The organism is Fictibacillus nanhaiensis (genome assembly GCF_042686385.1).
Classification (GTDB): domain Bacteria; phylum Bacillota; class Bacilli; order Bacillales; family Fictibacillaceae; genus Fictibacillus; species Fictibacillus nanhaiensis.
Window position 1 is genome coordinate 1,925,475 of record NZ_JBHUPF010000006.1, and the last position, 19,719, is coordinate 1,945,193.

Sequence of the window (19,719 nt, forward strand, 5' to 3'; positions counted from 1 at the left end):
ATAAGGCTGTTTTTTAAAGTTTGTTGCTTCTAAGAGAACTCTAAAATGGAAATCAACTACTTTCAAAAGCCGCCAAGATAAGTTCAAAGGAGTGCAAAACTTTTATATGCCATTTCCGAGTAATATCCAATTTTCTCCACTAAGTGTTGGCGGACAACCCTATTTTGACGTTGTAGGGGATGAATCTCCAGCTTCCACAGACTTGGTTGGTAATGCGCAATTCCCCTCATTTTATGTCGCCTATGACAGTACAAATGTTTATTTTAGACTTCGTTTAAACAGTGACCCGAGAAACAATGCTTTAACGGCTTTTCGTAACTTTGCTTGGGGTGTGTTAATTAATACAACGGGAGTGCCAGGGACATACAACTGGCTTTTAACGGTTAACGGAAATCTGCAAAGGCTTGAACTGATTCAAAATACGATCGTTCAGTTTAACTCATGGACGGATCAGGCTGAAGGTACAAACGGGCAAGGAGCACCAAACTTTACGCAGCCGATTGTAAACTTTGATTATGCAAGGGTAACGCCTGCGGATTCTAGTTTTAGCGGAGATCCAGACTTTTTCTTAGACTTTTTCATTCCTGTCTCTGTTTTGTTTTCATTTTTAGGAATTAATGCGAACAGTCCTCTTCAACTCATCTCTTTCACTTCAGCAAATGCCAACAACTACAACAAAGACTCTCTTCGAACTTCTGAAGGATTCCAATTTCAAAATGCCCTTTCTAATCCTGTAACTCCTGAAGATGTTAACGTACAGGCAAAACTAGTTGCTTCTAAGCAGTTAATTTCCGGGCCAAGTACCATTCTAGCAGGACAATCTGCCACATACACAGCGAGAATTACACTTTCTAATACAGGTAAAAGTGCGGCCACAACCGTATTTATCCGTGATGTTTTAGGTCTCGACCTGATCTCGAACTTTACACTAATCAATGTGGCAAGCGGAACTGCTACGTATGATTCACTTTCGAAAACACTTAGCTGGAACGTTGGGAATCTGGCCGCAGGGACGCAAACGACGTTAACGTTCTCTGTAACAGGTATTTTTACAACTACAGGCTCTAGAACTCTCGAGACAGCTACAACAAGCGGGATTGATAACTTTACAGGAAAAACTCTTCCTGTAAGTACTGCAACAACGGTGATAACGGTTCAAACGACTGGTGGTATCGTAGGAACTGTAAAAGACGGTTCAACTGGATTGCCATTAACAGGTGTAAACGTCCTTCTGCAACAAGGTGTTACTACGATCGCTACCACTACGACAAATGGTAACGGAGATTATAGCTTTACTGGACTAACTCCGGGTTCATATACATTAACGTTCTCGTATCCTGATTATACTTCAGCCGTTCGCGGTGCAACCGTAACGAGCGGCAATATAAGCCGAGTAGAGCTGCTGCTGAATCCTCTTCCTGCAACAGTGAACGGGACAGTTGTCGGCGCAGGGTTCGGTCCACTGCAAAATGCGGTTGTCAGACTGACGGACACATCGGGTGTAGAAGTAGCCGTTGCAACGACAGATGCTCTTGGTCAATATAGCATTTCGGGCATCATTCCTGGGCACTACACGATCAGTGTAACAGCAACGAATTTCCAATCTGCTTCAAGAGGGATCGACCTTGCTCCTAATGAAACGGAGACCGTTGATTTCACGCTTGCGTTAAATCCGGCTGGTATTCAAGGAACGGTAACCGATACAGGCGGCAATCCAATTTCTGGTGCAACTGTAGAAGTGTTAAATGAAACAGGGATTGTTATAACAAGCACAACGACGAATGGTGCGGGTCTTTATTCGTTAAACAATCTCGCGGGAGGCACCTATCGCGTCCGCTTTTCTACACCTAACTTTGGAACGCAGCTACTTGGTACGACGTTAACAGCGGGTCAGACGACTACGCTGAATGCTGCTCTTGCGCCAAATCCAGGTATACTCACGGGGACAGTCACGGATGCTGGAACAAACGCACCTCTTTCTGGGGCAAGTATTCGTGTGCTTAATTCAAGCGGCATCACTATCGCGCAAACCACCTCAAACGGAGGAGGGCAATATACGGTAGAACAGCTGCCTCCAGGAACATATTCAGTTACGTTTTCTGTAAATGGGTACGGAACCGTTATTTTAGGAGCGATGATTCAATCCAATACGACGAGCACGGTTAACGCTAGCTTAGGAAGAATCGTAGGGCTATTAACCGGTACTGTTACGTCTAATGTGGGCGCTCCGATTTCGGGTGCTATTATTGAACTTTATCAAAACAATTTACTTGTAGGGTCAACAGTAACGGATGCTAACGGCAACTATACAATCAACAATCTGATTCCTGGTTCTTATACTCAGGTTGCCACAGCACCAAATTTTTCGAGCAACACGACAGGGGTCATCATTCAGGGTAATGAAACGACATCTGTTCAAGTGCAGCTCGAACCGAATCCGGGAACGCTGACAGGTATCGTTGTAACAAATGGTACGCCATTGGCAGGTGCCACGGTTGTTGTAAGAGAGAGCAGTTCGGGAACCATCGTTTCAAGAAACGTTGCAGACGACCAAGGAAGATATACGGTTACGAATTTGGCGCCAGGAACGTATACTGTAACAGCTTCTCAGGACAGTTATCAGACACTGTCACTAGGTGCGATCATCAACTCCAACCAAACGACGGTTGTATCCTTTAATCTCGCGCCAAACCCTGCAACCATTACAGGGACCGTTTTCAACAGCACAACAGGAACACCCATTACAGGGGCATCGATTGAAGTAAGGATTTTAAACCTTAACGGAACACCGATTGCATCTGCCTTTACCGATCCTAATGGCATGTATGTCGTTCAAAACCTGGCACCAGGCACATATGCGGTAGTAGTTAGTGCTAATAATTTCCAGGCAAACTCAGCAACTGTCATTTTAACACCTGGAGAAATTGAAACGACAAATATCGCTCTTGCTCCATCTCCAGGCAGCATTTCAGGAAATGTTACAGGATCAGGCGGACCAATCGGCGGGGCAACAGTAAGAGTCACCGATTTAAACGGACTAACGATTTTGACAACGATCACGGACGCACTAGGAAACTATTTAATTACAGGACTTGCGCCAGGATCTTATAATGTTATTGTTTCAGCACCGGGTTTTCAGACAAACCAAACAGGAGCCATTGTTCAGCCGAACTTAATCACAATTCGCAATGTGGACCTGCCGCCTAATCCGGGAACAATTTCTGGTCAGATCTCGCCAGCCTTTGGTGGAGGTACGATTCAGCTTTTTACAGCAGATAATATTTTAATCAGCTCCGCAACAACAGCTCCTGGAGGCGTGTTCCGTTTTGATTCTGTTGCACCAGGTCAATATACGATAACAGCTTCATTGCCTTATTATCAGACAGCCGTTACCGGAGTAAGTGTATTTGCGGATCAGACTTCTTCGGTTTCGCTGACGCTTCAGCCGAATCCAGCCTCTGTTTCGGGACAAATCACGAGTACATCTGGTACACCGATAAAAGACGCAGTTGTACAAATTCTGGATGCTAACGAAACAATTATTGGCTTAGGTTCCACCGATAATAACGGAAACTATTCGATTGGCAACTTGCCTCCAGGAACCTTCCAGGTGAGTATTACAGCACAGAACTTTTCTTCACTGATTGCGGGGATCTCCACAACGCCTGGTCTCGTCATTTCTGGAGCAAATTATCAGCTACAACCAAATCCGGGTGCGATAGCTGGTCAAGTAACTGATGAGAACGGAACTCCGCTAAGTGGTGTGACGCTCATCGTCCGAACAACAAATGGGGCTTTTATAGGCTCTGCTCTAACATCGCCAGCAGGAAACTATATCGTTAGCAATCTCGCACCGGGCAGCTATACGGTTACGGCCAACAAAGATGATTTTTCCACTGTAACAACAGGCGCAATCGTTACGAGCAATCAGACTGCGGGTGCCAATATTCAGCTATCCAGCACAATTGGGAACGTTTCTGGTCAAATCGTTGATCAAGTCGGAAATCCAGTAACAGGCAACAATATTCAAGTCCGCCTGCTGCATTCATCGGGTCAGCTGCTCAGAACATTCCTTGCAAATCCAGATGGAACATTCATCGTTTTAGGTTTAAGTCCGGGCAGGTATTTTATAAACGTAAGTGCGGACCAATACAGCTCGAATACAGTTCCAGTCGATGTGGTTGCGGGTGCAACGGTGCCAGTTACGGTGCCATTAAGCTTATTGCCGGCAACTGTAACCGGCCAAGTGGTCAATGCAAATTCGGGTGCACCAATACCAGGGTCTGTCATTTTAGTAACAACGGTAAACGGAATCTTTATCAACCGTTCGATCAGCGGCAGCAACGGGGAATTTTCCATCTCAAACATCCCGCCAGGTAATGTCATTATCAGTACATCTGCTGATAACTTTGGATCGAATACGGCTACGATTTTTCTTAATCCAAATGAAACAAAAAACATCACATTGCGTTTGTCGCCAACACCTGGATCATTGAGCGGATTTGTTACGGATGTCCGAACAGGTAATCCAATACCAGGAACGATCGTTATTGTTTCTACAGATACAGGTGCGATTATTACGACTGCTGTAGCAGATCAATTTGGTCAGTATTTAGTTCCTGATCTTAATCCTGGATCTTATAGAGCTACGGCAACAGCAGACGGATTCACAACAGATTTAGCTAGCTTTACCATTCAACCGAATGCAACGAGTGTTTTGAGCTTTGCACTTTCACCATCACCAGGTACAATTTCGGGTGTAATCAGTGACCGTCAGAGTGGTCAGCCGCTAGCAGGCGTATCCGTTATTGCAAGACTCTTATCATCGGCCGGACCTATAATAGGAACCACGTTGACAAACAGTGACGGACAGTATGCATTTGCTGCACTTTCGCCAAACTCTTATACCATTGTCGCGTCATTACAGGATTATGGTTCAGAATCAGCATCAACCGTTGTTCTGCCGAATCAGACCACAACAGTAAACATTCTGCTTACAAATAATCCAGGTTCAGTTACAGGTATTGTTACGAATGAAGAGACAGGCACTCTGCTTGCCAATGTTTTGATTCGCTTATTTACGAATACTGGTGTACTCATCACATCTGTATTAACAGATTCTGCTGGCCGTTATTTTATCAATGGTTTCTCAGCGGGACAATACAGGCTAGTAGCAGTAGATCCCCGATTTCAGAGGGAAGAAGTAACGTTTACGGTTGGACCAGGTGGAACTGCGTCTGTAAACATTGAACTAAATCAAATTTTGGGCAGAATTGCGGGGAAAATTACGGATGCTGAAACAAATGGGCCACTCGTAGGAAGTGTAGTCATTGTGTTCCGTACATCTGATACAGATCCAATTGCAAGGGCTATAACAGACAGTCTAGGAAACTATGTTGTTCCTGGCTTGCCACCTGACACGTATAATGTTGTGGGGACCGCGGTCAATTATGCGCGAAACTCTACAGGAGCTACTGTTACAGCTGATCAAACTACGATTACGAACATCTCGCTTATTCCGAACCCTGCAACCATTCGTGGAACAGTTCGCAGCACTTCTGGTGATCCGATAATAGATGCTACGGTAAAAATCGTAAACTTAAATGGAGTCGTTGCAGGAACAGCTTCTACAAGCTCGGACGGATCGTATGAAATTTCTAATATTGCAGCAGGGACGTACACACTTGTTGTTACAGCCCCAGGCTTCGCGAACTTTAACGGAGGAATTACCATTGGTCCAGGGGAAGTTCGGCCGAATGTCGACTTTACACTCGAACCAAACCCAGGAAATATTCAAGGGGTCGTAAGGAATGCCGAAACAGGTGATCCGGTTGTAGGCGCAGTTATTAGTGTAATTAATTCAATAGGTATCATTATTCGTACGACGACAACCGATTCAAGTGGCGCTTATTTGGCTTCAGGTTTAGCTCCAAACACGTATACTGTTAGTGCTGACAAGTTTGGTTTTTCTCCTAACACGGTTGGAGCCATCGTTAGAAGCAATCAAACAACAAATGCATCAATAAATATTTCTGTCATTCAAGGAGATATACAAGGTTCTGTTGTGGATGCAGCAGGAAATCCAATCGTAAACCGGCAGATTTCAGTAAGGCTAGCCAATACAAGCGGTGTTATTATTAGAACGGTCACTACAAATAACTCAGGACAATTCTCTTTCCTTGATGTAAGACCTGGGAGTTACTTGTTAATTGTCATCGCTCCTGGATATCAGTCAAAAACTGTACCGGTCAGTGTTGTAGCTGATGAATTAACTCAGGTAGTTATCAATCTAGCAACTGCCTTTGGAGCTGTACGTGGTACAGTTGTTGAAAGCGGTACAGAAACTCCTATTAATGGAGCAAGAATAACGGTAACGGATATAGCGAACATTGTGGTTGCAACGGGGATAACAGACAGCAATGGACAGTTCTTCATTACCAATCTGCCGCTAGGATCTCTAAATGTATCTGCTTCAAAAACAGGATTCGGAAGCGCAACAAACGGGGTCATCGTTCAGGACGGTCAAATCACGGAAACACGGCTAGAATTAGTGTCTGACCCTGGCGAGCTCACAGGTGTCATTTCTAACCAGCTTACAGGCAACCCAATCCCTGGTGCCTCTGTTCGAGTCATTGACAGCACACAAAGTACGGTCATTTCCATTTTGTCTGCTAATGACGGACGGTACTCTGTTTCTGGATTAGCACCGGGCCGCTATCAGGTGAATGTAACAGCAGTAAACTTTGATTCAAACTTAGCCGGGGTGTTCATCCTAGCTAATGAGACGACTATAGATAACGTAGCATTAAATCCAGATCCAGGGAGCTTAGCCGGAACCGTCACAAGTTTTACAACCGGTAAACCGATACCAAACGCCTCTATAGAGGTCCGTGCATTTGGTGTGGCAGGTCCAGTTATAGCTGTTACGGTAACGAATAATGAAGGTGAATATCGCGTAAACAGTCTTCCGCCAGGTGTATATACGGTTGTTGCAAATGCTATTGAATTTGGAACAGCAGAGGCCAGTGAAGAAGTATTCAGCAATCAGGTTAGCATTCAAGATTTACTACTGCTTTCTCAAATTTCAGCCGTTGGGGGAAGGGTGACGGATCAAGGTGGTCAACCACTAGCTGATACCCTTATAACTCTTGCAAAAGATGGAGCTTCAGTAGTCGTTCAGGTTCAGACCGATATTGACGGCCGTTATTTTATCGGTCATATTGATGCAGGTTCTTATACCATTGTTGCGATTAATTCAAACTTTCAGCAATCACTTCAAAGTTTTACTGTTGAACAAGGAAATACAGCAACGGTAAACTTTGTGTTAGCAGGCAACCCTGGAACAATTGCGGGTAGAGTAACAGACCGAAATACAGGTCTTGCAATTTCTGGTGCTGTAGTGTTTGTCTTTAACACGGATAGTGAGCCAATTACGAGTGATATAGCAGATGAAGATGGGAATTATTCCGTAACAGGTTTGGCACCTGGAACATATTCGGTCCGTGCAACGGCCACTCGATATGCTAGTGATGCAAAATTAATAGTTGTTACCGCTGGAGCAGTAACAACAGAAGATTATCAGCTTGTTGGAAATCCTGTAACGATTAGAGGCAGGGTGACTTCAGATACCAACTTGCTATTACAAGAGGTCATCGGCTCGGACAGCGATGTTTTAGGCATTCAAGCAAACGTACCAGCAAATGAAGCCGTCATTTTGGCTGCGTTCCCGGTCATTAATGCCGTGGTGTCTGTATTCGATGAAAATGGTCTAATCGTTGGCCGCGGAGCAACTGGACCAAACGGAAATTATGTAATCGGAAACTTGCCAGCAGGTACACTGACCGTAACGGGATCAGCTCCTGGCTATGCTGATCAATCAGAAGGCGTAACAGCCCTTCCTGGAGACGACTTAACGGTGAATTTTGTACTGGGCTCAGGATCTGGATTTGGTGCGCTAGAAGGAAGAGTAATCAATGCATTTACTAAACTGCCAGTTTTAGGTGCAGCTGTTGTCTTGCGAGATGGGGCGACAACCTTTGAAACGGTCTCTGGAGCAAATGGTGTCTTTGGTTTCGGAAGGCTAGCTCCGGGTGTTTATTCCATTACCGTTACTCAAAATGGATATAGAGTGTTCACAGGATCGGTGACGATTGTAGACGGTGAAACCACTGAGCTAACGATTAATCTTTTACCAAGCCAAGTACCAAATGGCGTGATTGTTATCATAAAAGGGAAGGCGCTCTGTATTCCAGGAAGTACGTGTCCAACCATTTTTACACTTCTAAGTATCGATCGAAATTCAGGTTGTGCAGTATTAGTCTATTTTGCTGACAGTCCAGGAGGTTCGGTTCGACGAACACTTGTTATTGGTTTGGATTGTGCTACTCTAGTAAATTACTAAAATACTAATTAAAGAGAGATTGACCTGCACGGCAATTTGCTAGTGCTAACGGTCAATCTCTTTTATTGATTAGCGTAATTTGTTATGCGAGAACCGACTTGTTTTTTGGGGGAGGGTATATGGATGTCTGATGTTTGTCGAACTATGGCAACTCGCGGGAATATGGGGAAAACCCGCGGGATTATAGCCAAATCTCGCGGGAATAACTTCAAAATTTCAGGAATTAATTTAAGAATTTCTTGAATTAACAGCAATATACCCCGTGAGGTATAGGTTGAGTCCCGTTTTAAGAGCAGAAAATATACTTTTTTATGGACTAACTGCGGGTTCAGTTACCGTCAGTGTACGGTTGTACGTATTCATGTTTACATTTACGCCGAGTGGTACCGCTGCTTTATAAAATCCATGCGCACTTGCAAGGTTTACCATCAATGGCTTTCCTAGTGGAACGATGAATTCATCGATAACATTTTCGTACGTTTTCCCGTAAGCAGGCTGGCATTCCGTGCACTCTCCCATGATGATTCCGATACAATCGTCAAATTTTCCTGCGATCTTCAGATGATTTAAATATCGGAAAATCGTATTAACGGGTTCATGTGTATCTTCCAAAAATAATATCTTTCCCTTTGTGTCAATTTCATATGGTGTTCCTAAACTTCCTACAAAAGAAGTAAGGTTCCCGCCAACAATTGACCCCGTAACATTGCCGGCTACTTTACTGATGAGGGGCATTTCTGGCGGATTATTAATCGTCCACGGTGCAGTTAATTGTGTAACGCTATTGAAAAATTGGTTATAGTTATAAGGGGGCGTTCCTTGACGGAAATCTAAGAGCATTAGACTTTGAAACGTAACAAGATCAGCAAATTGATAAAGGACATTTAGTAATATGGTGATGTCACTATAACCCGAAATGATCTTTGGGTTTCTCTTAATAATGTTGAAGTCCAGAAAGGGAAGAATGCTGGCAACTCCAACACCGCCTCTAGTAGGCAGAATTAATTTCACTTGCGGGTTTTTAAACATGTTCATTAAATCTGAAGCCCGTTGCTCTGGAGTCCCAGCTAAAAATCCATTAGCGGCGTATACATAGTCTCCCACCACGACTTGAAATCCCATGTTTCTTAATGTATTGATTCCTTCATTAATAATGTTTGCTTCTAGCGGGCTTCCTAATGTTACAATTCCGATCGTGTCGCCCCGTTGTAATTGACGCGGTTTCATTGCCATACATACAGCTCCCTCCATCGAACCATAAAACCTCTTACCATTATATTTTTTTTGGGAGGAAGGTATGAAAAAAACGTCCAGATGAAGTTCCTGAACGTTTTTTATGTGTGTTTTTATCAGTAAGGCTTGTCTTGATAAAAATAATTCGGCTTTACGATTTCGTTTTTATAAGGCTTATGAAAGATGTGGGTAGTTGCAGGAGACATCGGCGGAATGAGCCATGCCCAGTTTCCGGTTACTTTACGGCCACTCTCGGTTTCTTTTTCTTCAAACTTCTTAAACTGCTGCGCTGCCGTATGATGGTCGACGATACTAACACCTTCTTCTCTAAAGGAATGCAGCACGGCAATGTTTAGTTCCACAAGTGCTTTATCTTTCCAAAGCGAGATGGAACTTTTCGTATCGAGGTCCATCAGTGATGCGATCTGTGGCAGCATGTTGTACCGGTCTTCATCTGCTAAATTCCGTGCTCCAATCTCAGTTCCCATATACCACCCGTTAAAAGGGGCTGCCGTATAGCGAATGCCGCCAATTTCAAGTGACATATCTGAAATGAAAGGGACACCGTACCATTTGAGCTGCAGATCTTGAAACCACTCGTATTCCGGATGGCGAATTTCGACTTCTAAAGTAATTGCTTCAGGCAGTTCAAAGAATTTAGGAGTGTCGTTGTTTAATTGAATCACGATTGGAAGAATATCAAATTTTCCGTATTTAGGCTCCCATCCTAATTCCATACATTTTTTCGTGAATTCAATGGATGCTGGATCACCAATCACGCCATCTTCTAATGTATACCCCGCGTAACGAATCATCTGGTGGTTCCAGATACGAACTTGGTGATTCTCCACTTTTGGTGAAAAAATCGTAATGGTTGGACGGATGCGCCCGTGATTAGTGGCGTACTCCATGTGCTCAATAATCGCTTGAAAGATGTCTTCTTCTGTTTCCAGATGTCGTTTATCAAATGTATGCATTTGATCCCAGAACAATCTTCCAATACAGCGATTGCTGTTCCGCCAAGCGACTTTCGCTCCGAACTCTAATTCAAAAGGTTTGTGTTTGTAAGTACCATTTTCAAGAATCTCGCTCGTAATCTCATTGATTCTTTCATGGATTTCTTCTTGTGTTTTATTTAACTCCTGATAGCAGGAAGTGATAAATTCTCTTGCTTCTTGTAAAAGATTGGTTTCCAAAGTAAAGCCCCCAACAAAATAAGTGTATTATTATAATAGCCGAGTTTAAGCCAAAATACCGCTCGGAAGTGTTACAAAAAACGTACATGAACCATTGGAGGAATGAAGATTGAGGGCTCCGTACCAAGTTTTGGTTATACCTTATCGAATAATAGGAAGTTATGTTGAATATGCCATATTAAAAAGAGCGGACCTTAACTATTGGCAAGGGATTGCTGGTGGTGGTGAAGGAGGAGAAACGCCTGTTGAAGCAGCAAGACGTGAAGCATTTGAAGAAGCGGGTTTAGGCGCGGAATGCAGGTTGATGGCATTAGATTCCGAAGCATCACTCCCGGTCGAACATGTTGTGGGTCATTATTTATGGGGTGAGGACGTATATGTTATTCCTGAATACTCATTCGGTATGGAAGTGTTGAATGATGAGTTAACGCTCTCCAGGGAGCACTCTACTTACAAGTGGGTTGATTATGAAGAATCATTGACCTTACTTAAATGGGATAGCAACAAAACAGCACTGTGGGAACTAAATGAAAGAATTAATAATCGGAATACAGAAAAGGAAATTAATGCTAATATAAATACAAAAATAAAAGAATGAGGTTTTAGCGATGAATAGTAAAAATTGTTTAATTTGTGAGCGTATTGAAATGATTGAAAACAAAACAAATCCTTATTTTGTTGCTGAATTAGAAACAGGTTATGTGGTCATAGGAGATCATCAGTATTTTGAGGGATACAGTCTTTTTCTATCTAAACACCATAAGACAGAACTTCATTTTTTGGAGAAAGAAGTGAAAAATAATTTTTTGATAGAAATGAGTCAAGTGGCTGAAGCCATTTATAAGGCCTTCAATGTTGAAAAGTTAAACTATGAATTACTCGGGAATGGAGATTCGCATCTACACTGGCATCTGTTTCCCCGAAGAGAAAATGATTCACCAGTAAAGGGTCCTGTCTGGTGGGTAAATCGTGAAGAGATGTTCTCGGAGGAAGTAAAGCCTTCTAGTGAAAAACTTGAAGAGATGAAAACGAAACTATATGAGGAATTGATAAAAATTACTCCTATTAAAAGAAGTTTCGAAGAGTGAGTCTAGTCGTGTCGTCTACTTTGAAAGTGTCGAAAATTAGCGAATGGCCTTTATTTCTTCAAAACAACTTAATGAGTCATTAAATAGACTTAATTTTTTCATTTTAGACTTAATTCATACCGCTATAGACATATTTCACCTCTGCTTACGTTTCATTGGGTAACAGAATGTTTTTATAGTACCCCCAACTTGATTTTTGTTATAAAACGAACATTTAACTTAAAAGTGCATAATATAGTTAAGATTTTAGTTGAATTTATGAATAAATATTGTTATATTATCAAAGTAACATACATAAAAACGAATTACTCGTATATGCTCGGTAATATGGTCTGAGTGTTTCTACCCGGTTCCCAATGAAAGAACTGGACTACGAGTTGAAGTAACAGGCTGACAAGTTATCCTTTTTATTTGATCAGTTATGATTTAGCAATTTTCTCTTGCTTAAAGATACTTTAACTCTGTTAGTCTAGAGGTAGGATCATCTACATTCTCTAGACTATTTTTATTGAGTATATTCTAGTGATCCGTGACATCTGGAGGGTAATAGACATTGAAAAAATACGGATTATTAGCAATCGCAGCGGTTTTATTTCTATCCGCATTAGCTGGATTCAATTTCAACCAAACAGCATCTGGAAAAGAAAAAGCAAAACAACCGATCATCATTCAAGGGCCAATGCCGATCGAGGCTGAAAACTTTGCCAAACGCCTAAAGAACGTAAAAGAAGAAAAGTCTGGAAACTTTGTTTTTTATAAAGGAACACTAAATAATTATCCCGTAATTGTTGCAAAAACAGGTAAGGGTATGGAAAATACAGCTGCAGCTACAGCGATTGCAATCGAAAAATTTAAACCTGCCGCAGTCATTAATCAAGGTACATCTGGAGGACACGATCCAAATTTGAATGTTTTTGATATTGTTTTAGGAAAAAGGACGGTTAATCTTGGTTCTTTAAAGACGCCTCACAAAGAATCTAACGAAGGAATTCACCCTACATCATGGATTCCAATGGACCTCATGGCATCGGAAGGAAGTGCGGGGGAAGATCCGAACGCAGAAAAAGCACGCTACTTTGAAGGCGATGCAACACTTTTAAAAGCTGCTCATGCAGTTAAAGAAAAGTATACAAAAGGGAAAGTTGTAGAAGGGACGATTGGTTCTGCAGACGTATGGAACAATGAAGTTGACCGTATTAAATGGTTCCATGAGAACTTTGGAACTTCTGTTGAAGAGATGGAAGGTGCATCAGCTGCACAAATTTCTAAAGCTTATGATGTGCCGTTCCTAGGCATACGTGTACTTTCCAACAACAAAACAAATGGCGGGCAATATGATCCTACAACCGCAGCAGCCAATCAAGATTATGTATTCGAAGTGGTTAAGAAATACATCTCTATGACCAAAAATAAATAAGGTAAGGAAACCCCGCTAACCGAAATTTAGCGGGGTTTATTTTTCTAAAATAGCCTTATTGAATTTTTTAAGCAGATGACCAAACTGCTCTCGTTCTTCATCTGTCCAATCATCTGTAAGTACTTCAAAACGATCGAGTCGAGCTTTTTTGTACTCGTTAAAATCTTCTGTACCTGATTTTGTTAGTTGGAGGAAGTAAGCACGACGATCCACATGATCTGGAACTTTGTACACATATCCCTTTTTCTCAAGTGATGCAGCTTGTCGACTAACAGTAGATGTATCGAGCTGTAGTTTTTCAGCGAGCGTCTTCACACCAAGAGGTCCATGAACAGATAATTGGTGCAGAAGGAGGTAGGCTGATCTATCTAGATTACCGATTTTGTTTTTGGATGTGATCGAAGTGACGCGCCTTACAAGGACAGCCATCTCAAGTTCGATCTTTTCGAGTATGGAATTTTTCATTGTTTTTGCCACCTTTGTATACAAAACTCTATCAACATGATAACCGATTCATGCACGATTCAACAACAGAATCATAATTTGACAGCTAAGTAGTTGTACTATACAATTATATAGTTGTATTATACAATAAGTTGCATTGGTAATAAAATATAAAGGAGATGTGAGAATGTCTACAAACACACAAAGTGTTGGTGGAGCTAAGGTTTCCGGAGTTTCGCTCGATAAACAAAGTTTATTTCATCAGCCGATCTCCGTATGGGCTGTTTTTTTCGCTTGTATAACAGCTTTTATGGGAATGGGCTTAGTAAACCCAGTTTTACCATCTATTGCTGAAAATCTTCAAGCATCACCAAGTGAAGTGACGTTACTTTACACGAGCTATAACGCAGTGATGGCTTTTGCCATGCTAATCACAAGTACGGTTTCTTCTAGACTTGGAAATAAAGGAACGCTATTGACTGGAGTATTTATTATAGCGACTGTATCTGCACTAGGAGGCTTTGCTGATAACATTTGGACATTAGTAGGTCTTCGAGCAGGTTGGGGACTAGGTAATGCACTATTTGTAGCAACTGCATTGGCTGCGATCGTATCCCTTTCAAGCAGCGGAACAGCTAAGGCTATTATTTTATATGAAGCAGCAGTTGGTTTAGGAATATCAATTGGGCCTTTACTCGGGGGTACACTAGGTAGTATTTCTTGGAGATCTCCTTTCATAGGAGTCTCAACCCTCATGATTCTTGCATTCATGATTCTTTTGGTATTGATGCCTAAACCCAATGTACAGACAGTAGTGAAAAAGAAACGGACACCTTTATCTGCACCGTTTAAAGCCATGAAGCATCGTTCACTTCTCGTACTAGGAATTGTTGCAGCACTATATAACATAGGATTTTTTACAATCATGGCTTACGCGCCCTTTGTTTTAGGGTTACATCCTAAGGGACTCGGTTATGTGTTCCTAGGTTGGGGGACGTTGCTAGCGATCACTTCTGTATTTATGGCACCGAAGTTAGAAAGAACGTTCGGAACTGTAAAATCTATGGCGATCATGCTTTTGTTATTTGTAGCTGACCTTGTAATCATGGGTTTATTCACTTCAACTCAATGGGTGATTATTTCAGCGATCGTTTTTGCTGGAGCAATATTAGGGAATACGAATACCTTAATTACAACAGCTGTTATGGAAGCTGCGCCTGTTGAACGATCGACTGCATCAGCCGCGTATAGTTTTCTGCGGTTTTTAGGAGCGGCGATCTCACCTTACATGGCGGCAAAACTTGCTGAAATCTTCAATCCACATCTACCGTTTTATGTAGCAGCTGGATTCGTCTTGTTATCTATCGTTTTCATCGGTTGGAACTACAAACATCTAGCACACGTAGATCGAATGGATACCGCACATTAATAATAGTAGAGAAAAAGCCTGCTCAGCGACTTGGAGCAGGCTTTTTTGATTGTTGGGATAGATGAATCCACGAGTTTCAGGCTTGAATCCACAAATTTAAGCTTTAAATCCACGAGTTTTGATCCTGAATCCACAAATTTTTGCTGTTTATCCACGAGTCTACAATCCTCGACACCGTTCGACTCGATTGAATGTGACTTTGATCAAGCACTTATTGCTCATACTAAAGAAAAAGGTTCGGAATTATCCCGAACCTTTTTTCTAATTTAATATAAAAATTCCAACTAACGAGTAGACGATGACGGTAGAAAACAGAATCGTCATATGGATTAGAGAATAGATAAAGAGAAGCTTTGCCCATTTCTCAGAATCCTTGTTTTTCTTATAGCCGTATATGCTCAACACGAGCCACCCAACATTCATAAGAAGTGCCACTAACGTTAAGCCTAGGCTTAATGGCAGGAACAAAAAGCTTGTTAAACTCAATAACACTAGATAGATGTTGGTTTGTGTATAGGTTCTTTTTACCCCTTTTACAACAGGTAGCATCGGTATACGAGCTGCCTTATACTCATCATGTCGGCGAATGGCGATGGCATAAAAGTGAGGCATCTGCCAGATAACCTGAATAATGAACAGTGCAGCGATTGCTGGATGTGTAAGCGTCCCTGTCATTGCTGCCCAACCGATAAGGGGAGGCATGGCACCAGAAATACTACCTACCTCAGTGTTATAGATCGTTCTTCGTTTCGTCAACATGGTATAGGGAACGACATAAAAGAAAAGTCCTAAGAAACCTAATAGTGCCGCAAGCGGTGTGGTGAACGCAAGAGCGACTATACCGAGCATAGCCATTATACTAGCGAGTGTAATAGCAAATTTCGTATCGATCTCACCTGTAACCGTAGGTCGATTCTTTGTTCTTTCCATGATCGCATCAATATCACGATCATATACATTATTAAACGTACCAGCAGCACCAATTACTAAAATTGTACCGATCAATGCGAATAAAACATCGAGTAACTTTGTGCCAGGATCAATATCGTACGTATATAATGCCAGCGTAAGTCCGGCAAACATAGGAACGAGGTTAGATTTGATGATTCCCGTTTTTACTGTTTGCGACAGAATTGCTGAGCGTTTTTGTTTTTCTACTTTTAACGTTTTTTCCATACTATAAGACACCATCTTCACAATAATTCTCTCTCTATATTATCCATATAGTGTAACCTTAAATCCACTTCTATTAAAGCACTAAATGAATTCCCAGTTCAAATAATAGAACACGTTAAGACACTTTACACAACGGTTTTGTGAACGTTCTGTGAGGTTTATGTGATAGAAATGTGATACAAACGCTTACGAAGCTTATGGTCACTCGAATTCTGCCTTTTGCTTTTTGTTACCGATGTAAATATATCGAAGCGCAATTAACATCAATAATATAGCGAGCAATCTCTCCCAAGTAAATGGGACGGATAGTCCTCCGAAAAATCCAAAATGATCAATAACCATACCAGCAGAAAGCTGTCCGATGACGGTTGCAATGTTAGTAGCGATGACTCCAATGCGTGGTACAGCAACTACTGTTAAAAATAAGTAACCAACACCGAACCAAACAGCTGCCAGCTGCCACTTAGGCGCTTCAAAGACCTTTAATATGTTACCTTCACCAAAGAAAAGAATAAGAATGGCTAATAGGAGCGCACCTGAGAAAAAGGTTAAAAACGCAGCTTCATACGTACCGGATTTTCTGCTGAACGCTCCATTGATAGAAGATTGAGCACTAAGCAATATACCGCCTATGACTGACCCTAGAAGAATTAATATGTGCATGTTGTTATCCCTTCCTTCCTAAAAAATGAGTAGCAGTGAGATTGTCATGAGCGTTACTGCAATGAGTTTTTCTTTGTTAACGCGAGCTTTTGAACTTCCAAGCCAGCCTTTGTGCTCGATAAGTATGCTCATAGCCATTTGACCGATGATGACGGAAATCATTGCAATGCCTACGCCAACAATTGGTATCGCTATGATTAAGATTGTTAGATAGATGGTACCTAGGACACCACCAGAAAGTTCCCACTTTGGGGCTTGAAACGTATAAGGGAGAAAGCCTTTACCTAAGAACAGAACGACGATTCCAAGAATAATGGCACCAACAAAAAAGTTGTAAAAGCTGCTTTCTAATTTTCCGATCGTTTTGCCAAGTTCTCCATAGATCGCTCCTTCAACACTAAGGGAGACTCCGGCAAGTAGTGCTAATAGATAAGTCCATATCTTCATAAAAAAAACTCCTTCATATTTACATATTTAAAATTATCGATATAAAAACAAAAAAAGAAGAACCTATAATTCTTCTTTCAGATAGGTAGCTAACTGTTGAATGTTTCTTTCGTTTCTCCGATAGTACGTCCATTTGCCATGACGCTCTGATTCAAGCAAACCTGCTTTCTGCATCATCGATAAATATTGGGATACAGTAGATTGCGAAAGATTCGCTTTTTCCTGTATATCTCCCACACAGATACCGCCTTTCTCATTAATCGTTTTAGATAGATGAGCAGTAGGTTTATCAAAGTGTTGCTGTGGATCTTTGAGCCATTTCAGAATATCGAGGCGAATGTCGTTGGAAAGCGCCTTAAATACATCGATAGGATTGTTCATGATTTATACACTAATCGGTTTTTCTCGATATGTCAATTTGTATACACTCGTTAAAACTGGAAAAAAATGAAACTGATCAGAAATATGAATCGTATTATCAAGTAGAAACCAAATAGGAGGGAAGTAAGATGGAATCCATTTTATCGATTTTAGTCCTCGTTACGTTGATTTTCTCTATTACATATGTCATTCGTCAAAGGCGGATTCAAGGAATAACAGGTCTGAGGACAGCATTAACATCAATCTGTTTTTTCTTGATCGCGGTAGTGAATCTTTTAGCCTACTGGTTTGATTTCCTTGGGATATGGAGCTGGGGAAGTTCGGTTGTATTGTTACTGTTAGGGGCTTATTTCACAAAGTATTTAAGAAGAATTGAGCAAGCTTAAAGGCATATAACAAGGAAGGTGAAAAGAGTAACTTTTTAAGGTGAAAAGGATTTATAGTCCATTAAATTGGGTAATGAAAGAAATCCATATTTAGTAATAATGGCAAAAGCTGAAAAATAGAGAAGATCCGGAAGGCGACTTGAAATGAGAAAACATATGGGCATCGTATCACTATTAATACTTTTATCCACTTTACTTATTTTGCAATTCATTATTGAAAATCATTTAAGTGAAACTGGGTTTATCATTCTACTAATTGGGGTTGTATTAGCGTTTTTTACAGCTTTAATTAGTACAAAAGGATTTTGGAGAACTACTGCTTTTAGTGGTATCGGTTTGTTCTTTCTTATCTTTATTTTTGGAGTGTTATCTTTTATCGGGGTAATATAAGTCTTTCTTTTATATCGTATAATAAGATATAATCTTAATTAACGATAAAAAAGAGGTGTTTATTATGCTTAATTCGTCAAAGTTAAACCAATATTGGACAGACATCTATTTTCACTTGCACTATCCACACGGAGAGAAAATTACTCATCAAGTGGTACGAATACTACAATTAATTGAAAAGAAAGATAGGGTAGTTGTGAATGATGTAGCAACTTACCTCAAAATCTCTCACAATACTGCTTCTGAACATGTTAAGCGAATGATTCATAAAAATTACATAGAAAAGAAACGCGATCTGGAGGATGAACGAAAAGTTATTCTTCAGTTAACGGATATTGGGAAAACGGTACTGCATGAGAATACGAGTCTAGATGAAGAAAAGTTGAATCGTGTTTTTAGTAAGATGGACGAAGTTGAAATAGAGTTAATCACGAATGCCTTTAAACTGCTAAGTGAGCGATCGAAATCATGTATGTAATTATGAAAATTCTAATATCTGCAGGAGTTATTGCAGCTGTTACCGAAATTGCTAAAAGATTTCCTAGCTTTGGCGGAATCGTGGCTGCTCTTCCACTTGTAAGTTTATTAAGCATTATCTGGCTTTATGTGCAAGGAGAGCCAACTAAAACGTTAAGTAAATTTGCTCTTGGCGTTTTATGGGGATTTCCGGCAACTGCCGTTCTATTAGTGATTGTTTATATTTCTTTAAAGCACTCCTTCTCATTAATCACCTGCTTAGGATTAGGTATAAGCGGTTGGTTAGTATGTATTTTGCTTCAAGAGGTAGCTATGAAGTTCATAAAAACAATAATCTGAATACCAGATATTTATTTTCGTAAAGAGGTGAAAGTATGCAAAATACAAGTCTCCCCACTAGATTAGGAAAACCCGCTGAAAGAGCTTTGACATCTGCAGGCATATCTTCAATCGAGCAACTAACAGATTGGAGGGAATCAGATCTTAAGAAATTACACGGAATAGGTCCGAAAGCAATGGGACAGCTTCTAGCAGCACTGCAAGAAAGAGGACTGTCTTTCAAGAAATAGCACACTGTTTTATATAAAAAGG

17 protein-coding genes and 1 riboswitch are annotated in these 19,719 nt (G+C 41.1%); of the genes, 10 read left to right on the plus strand and 7 right to left on the minus strand.

What is annotated here, in order from left to right; genetic code table 11:
• Positions 1-106 precede the first annotated feature (106 nt).
• Positions 107-8,401, plus strand: coding sequence for a carboxypeptidase regulatory-like domain-containing protein (locus tag ACFS5O_RS13555; RefSeq protein ID WP_205726400.1), 8,295 nt, complete (start codon positions 107-109; stop codon positions 8,399-8,401).
• 309 nt (positions 8,402-8,710) lie between these two features.
• Here ACFS5O_RS13555 and ACFS5O_RS13560 read toward each other — a convergent pair whose 3' ends face one another.
• Both ACFS5O_RS13560 and ACFS5O_RS13565 read right to left on the minus strand, forming a co-directional pair.
• Positions 8,711-9,634: a S66 peptidase family protein gene (locus ACFS5O_RS13560; protein WP_205726399.1), complete on the minus strand. Its 924-nt coding sequence runs from the start codon at positions 9,632-9,634 to the stop codon at positions 8,711-8,713.
• A 116-nt stretch (positions 9,635-9,750) separates the two neighbouring features.
• Positions 9,751-10,830 carry a nitric oxide synthase oxygenase gene (locus ACFS5O_RS13565; protein ID WP_205726398.1) on the minus strand — a complete coding sequence of 360 codons (1,080 nt, stop codon included), beginning with the start codon at positions 10,828-10,830 and terminating at the stop codon, positions 9,751-9,753.
• Between the two features lie 109 nt (positions 10,831-10,939).
• Here ACFS5O_RS13565 and ACFS5O_RS13570 point away from each other — a divergent pair, with 109 nt between their 5' ends.
• The 3 genes from ACFS5O_RS13570 (at position 10,940) to ACFS5O_RS13580 (ending at position 13,335) form a co-directional block, all read left to right on the plus strand.
• Entirely contained in the window at positions 10,940-11,428 is a 489-nt protein-coding gene (locus ACFS5O_RS13570) for an NUDIX hydrolase (protein WP_205726397.1), read from the plus strand.
• A 10-nt stretch (positions 11,429-11,438) separates the two neighbouring features.
• Positions 11,439-11,918 carry an HIT family protein gene (locus ACFS5O_RS13575; RefSeq protein ID WP_205726396.1) on the plus strand — a complete coding sequence of 160 codons (480 nt, stop codon included), beginning with the start codon at positions 11,439-11,441 and terminating at the stop codon, positions 11,916-11,918.
• A 289-nt stretch (positions 11,919-12,207) separates the two neighbouring features.
• Positions 12,208-12,311: riboswitch (purine riboswitch) on the plus strand.
• 160 nt (positions 12,312-12,471) lie between these two features.
• On the plus strand, positions 12,472-13,335 hold the full coding sequence (locus ACFS5O_RS13580; protein ID WP_205726395.1) for a 5'-methylthioadenosine/S-adenosylhomocysteine nucleosidase: 864 nt from the start codon (positions 12,472-12,474) through the stop codon (positions 13,333-13,335).
• Positions 13,336-13,371: 36 nt separating this feature from the next.
• Here the strand turns inward: ACFS5O_RS13580 and ACFS5O_RS13585 are convergent, their stop codons facing one another.
• Positions 13,372-13,800: a MarR family winged helix-turn-helix transcriptional regulator gene (locus ACFS5O_RS13585; RefSeq protein ID WP_205726394.1), complete on the minus strand. Its 429-nt coding sequence runs from the start codon at positions 13,798-13,800 to the stop codon at positions 13,372-13,374.
• A gap of 166 nt (positions 13,801-13,966) precedes the next feature.
• Here ACFS5O_RS13585 and ACFS5O_RS13590 point away from each other — a divergent pair, with 166 nt between their 5' ends.
• Positions 13,967-15,208, plus strand: coding sequence for an MFS transporter (locus ACFS5O_RS13590; protein ID WP_205726393.1), 1,242 nt, complete (start codon positions 13,967-13,969; stop codon positions 15,206-15,208).
• A gap of 261 nt (positions 15,209-15,469) precedes the next feature.
• Here the strand turns inward: ACFS5O_RS13590 and cyoE are convergent, their stop codons facing one another.
• From cyoE to ACFS5O_RS13610, 4 genes are all read right to left on the minus strand, one after another.
• On the minus strand, positions 15,470-16,384 hold the full coding sequence (gene cyoE / locus ACFS5O_RS13595) for a heme o synthase (RefSeq protein ID WP_205726392.1): 915 nt from the start codon (positions 16,382-16,384) through the stop codon (positions 15,470-15,472).
• Positions 16,385-16,585: 201 nt separating this feature from the next.
• On the minus strand, positions 16,586-17,047 hold the full coding sequence (locus tag ACFS5O_RS13600) for a DMT family transporter (protein ID WP_205726391.1): 462 nt from the start codon (positions 17,045-17,047) through the stop codon (positions 16,586-16,588).
• Between the two features lie 18 nt (positions 17,048-17,065).
• Positions 17,066-17,494, minus strand: a complete 429-nt coding sequence (locus tag ACFS5O_RS13605) for a DMT family transporter (protein WP_205726390.1) — start codon at positions 17,492-17,494, stop codon at positions 17,066-17,068.
• Positions 17,495-17,557: 63 nt separating this feature from the next.
• Positions 17,558-17,875, minus strand: a complete 318-nt coding sequence (locus ACFS5O_RS13610) for an ArsR/SmtB family transcription factor (protein WP_205726389.1) — start codon at positions 17,873-17,875, stop codon at positions 17,558-17,560.
• A 128-nt stretch (positions 17,876-18,003) separates the two neighbouring features.
• Here ACFS5O_RS13610 and ACFS5O_RS13615 point away from each other — a divergent pair, with 128 nt between their 5' ends.
• From ACFS5O_RS13615 to ACFS5O_RS13635, 5 genes are all read left to right on the plus strand, one after another.
• On the plus strand, positions 18,004-18,261 hold the full coding sequence (locus ACFS5O_RS13615) for a hypothetical protein (RefSeq protein WP_205726388.1): 258 nt from the start codon (positions 18,004-18,006) through the stop codon (positions 18,259-18,261).
• A gap of 144 nt (positions 18,262-18,405) precedes the next feature.
• On the plus strand, positions 18,406-18,651 hold the full coding sequence (locus ACFS5O_RS13620; RefSeq protein WP_205726387.1) for a hypothetical protein: 246 nt from the start codon (positions 18,406-18,408) through the stop codon (positions 18,649-18,651).
• A 64-nt stretch (positions 18,652-18,715) separates the two neighbouring features.
• Positions 18,716-19,129 carry a MarR family winged helix-turn-helix transcriptional regulator gene (locus tag ACFS5O_RS13625; RefSeq protein ID WP_205726386.1) on the plus strand — a complete coding sequence of 138 codons (414 nt, stop codon included), beginning with the start codon at positions 18,716-18,718 and terminating at the stop codon, positions 19,127-19,129.
• Positions 19,120-19,467, plus strand: a complete 348-nt coding sequence (locus ACFS5O_RS13630; RefSeq protein ID WP_205726385.1) for a DUF3147 family protein — start codon at positions 19,120-19,122, stop codon at positions 19,465-19,467. Before ACFS5O_RS13625 ends, ACFS5O_RS13630 begins: the two co-directional genes overlap by 10 nt.
• A 35-nt stretch (positions 19,468-19,502) precedes the next feature.
• Complete coding sequence (locus ACFS5O_RS13635; RefSeq protein WP_066394558.1) at positions 19,503-19,697, plus strand: helix-hairpin-helix domain-containing protein; 195 nt, start codon at positions 19,503-19,505, stop codon at positions 19,695-19,697.
• Positions 19,698-19,719 lie beyond the last annotated feature (22 nt).

What these genes read in the sequence shown, in the direction of transcription:
- ACFS5O_RS13555 (WP_205726400.1), top strand. Translation starts at nt 107, where the DNA reads ATGCCATTTCCGAGTAATATCCAATTTTCTCCACTAAGTGTTGGCGGA.
- ACFS5O_RS13560 (WP_205726399.1), bottom strand. Translation starts at nt 9,634, where the DNA reads ATGGCAATGAAACCGCGTCAATTACAACGGGGCGACACGATCGGAATT.
- ACFS5O_RS13575 (WP_205726396.1), top strand. Translation starts at nt 11,439, where the DNA reads ATGAATAGTAAAAATTGTTTAATTTGTGAGCGTATTGAAATGATTGAA.
- ACFS5O_RS13585 (WP_205726394.1), bottom strand. Translation starts at nt 13,800, where the DNA reads ATGAAAAATTCCATACTCGAAAAGATCGAACTTGAGATGGCTGTCCTT.
- ACFS5O_RS13590 (WP_205726393.1), top strand. Translation starts at nt 13,967, where the DNA reads ATGTCTACAAACACACAAAGTGTTGGTGGAGCTAAGGTTTCCGGAGTT.
- cyoE (WP_205726392.1), bottom strand. Translation starts at nt 16,384, where the DNA reads ATGGAAAAAACGTTAAAAGTAGAAAAACAAAAACGCTCAGCAATTCTG.
- ACFS5O_RS13600 (WP_205726391.1), bottom strand. Translation starts at nt 17,047, where the DNA reads ATGCACATATTAATTCTTCTAGGGTCAGTCATAGGCGGTATATTGCTT.
- ACFS5O_RS13605 (WP_205726390.1), bottom strand. Translation starts at nt 17,494, where the DNA reads ATGAAGATATGGACTTATCTATTAGCACTACTTGCCGGAGTCTCCCTT.
- ACFS5O_RS13610 (WP_205726389.1), bottom strand. Translation starts at nt 17,875, where the DNA reads ATGAACAATCCTATCGATGTATTTAAGGCGCTTTCCAACGACATTCGC.
- ACFS5O_RS13615 (WP_205726388.1), top strand. Translation starts at nt 18,004, where the DNA reads ATGGAATCCATTTTATCGATTTTAGTCCTCGTTACGTTGATTTTCTCT.
- ACFS5O_RS13620 (WP_205726387.1), top strand. Translation starts at nt 18,406, where the DNA reads ATGAGAAAACATATGGGCATCGTATCACTATTAATACTTTTATCCACT.
- ACFS5O_RS13625 (WP_205726386.1), top strand. Translation starts at nt 18,716, where the DNA reads ATGCTTAATTCGTCAAAGTTAAACCAATATTGGACAGACATCTATTTT.
- ACFS5O_RS13630 (WP_205726385.1), top strand. Translation starts at nt 19,120, where the DNA reads ATGTATGTAATTATGAAAATTCTAATATCTGCAGGAGTTATTGCAGCT.
- ACFS5O_RS13635 (WP_066394558.1), top strand. Translation starts at nt 19,503, where the DNA reads ATGCAAAATACAAGTCTCCCCACTAGATTAGGAAAACCCGCTGAAAGA.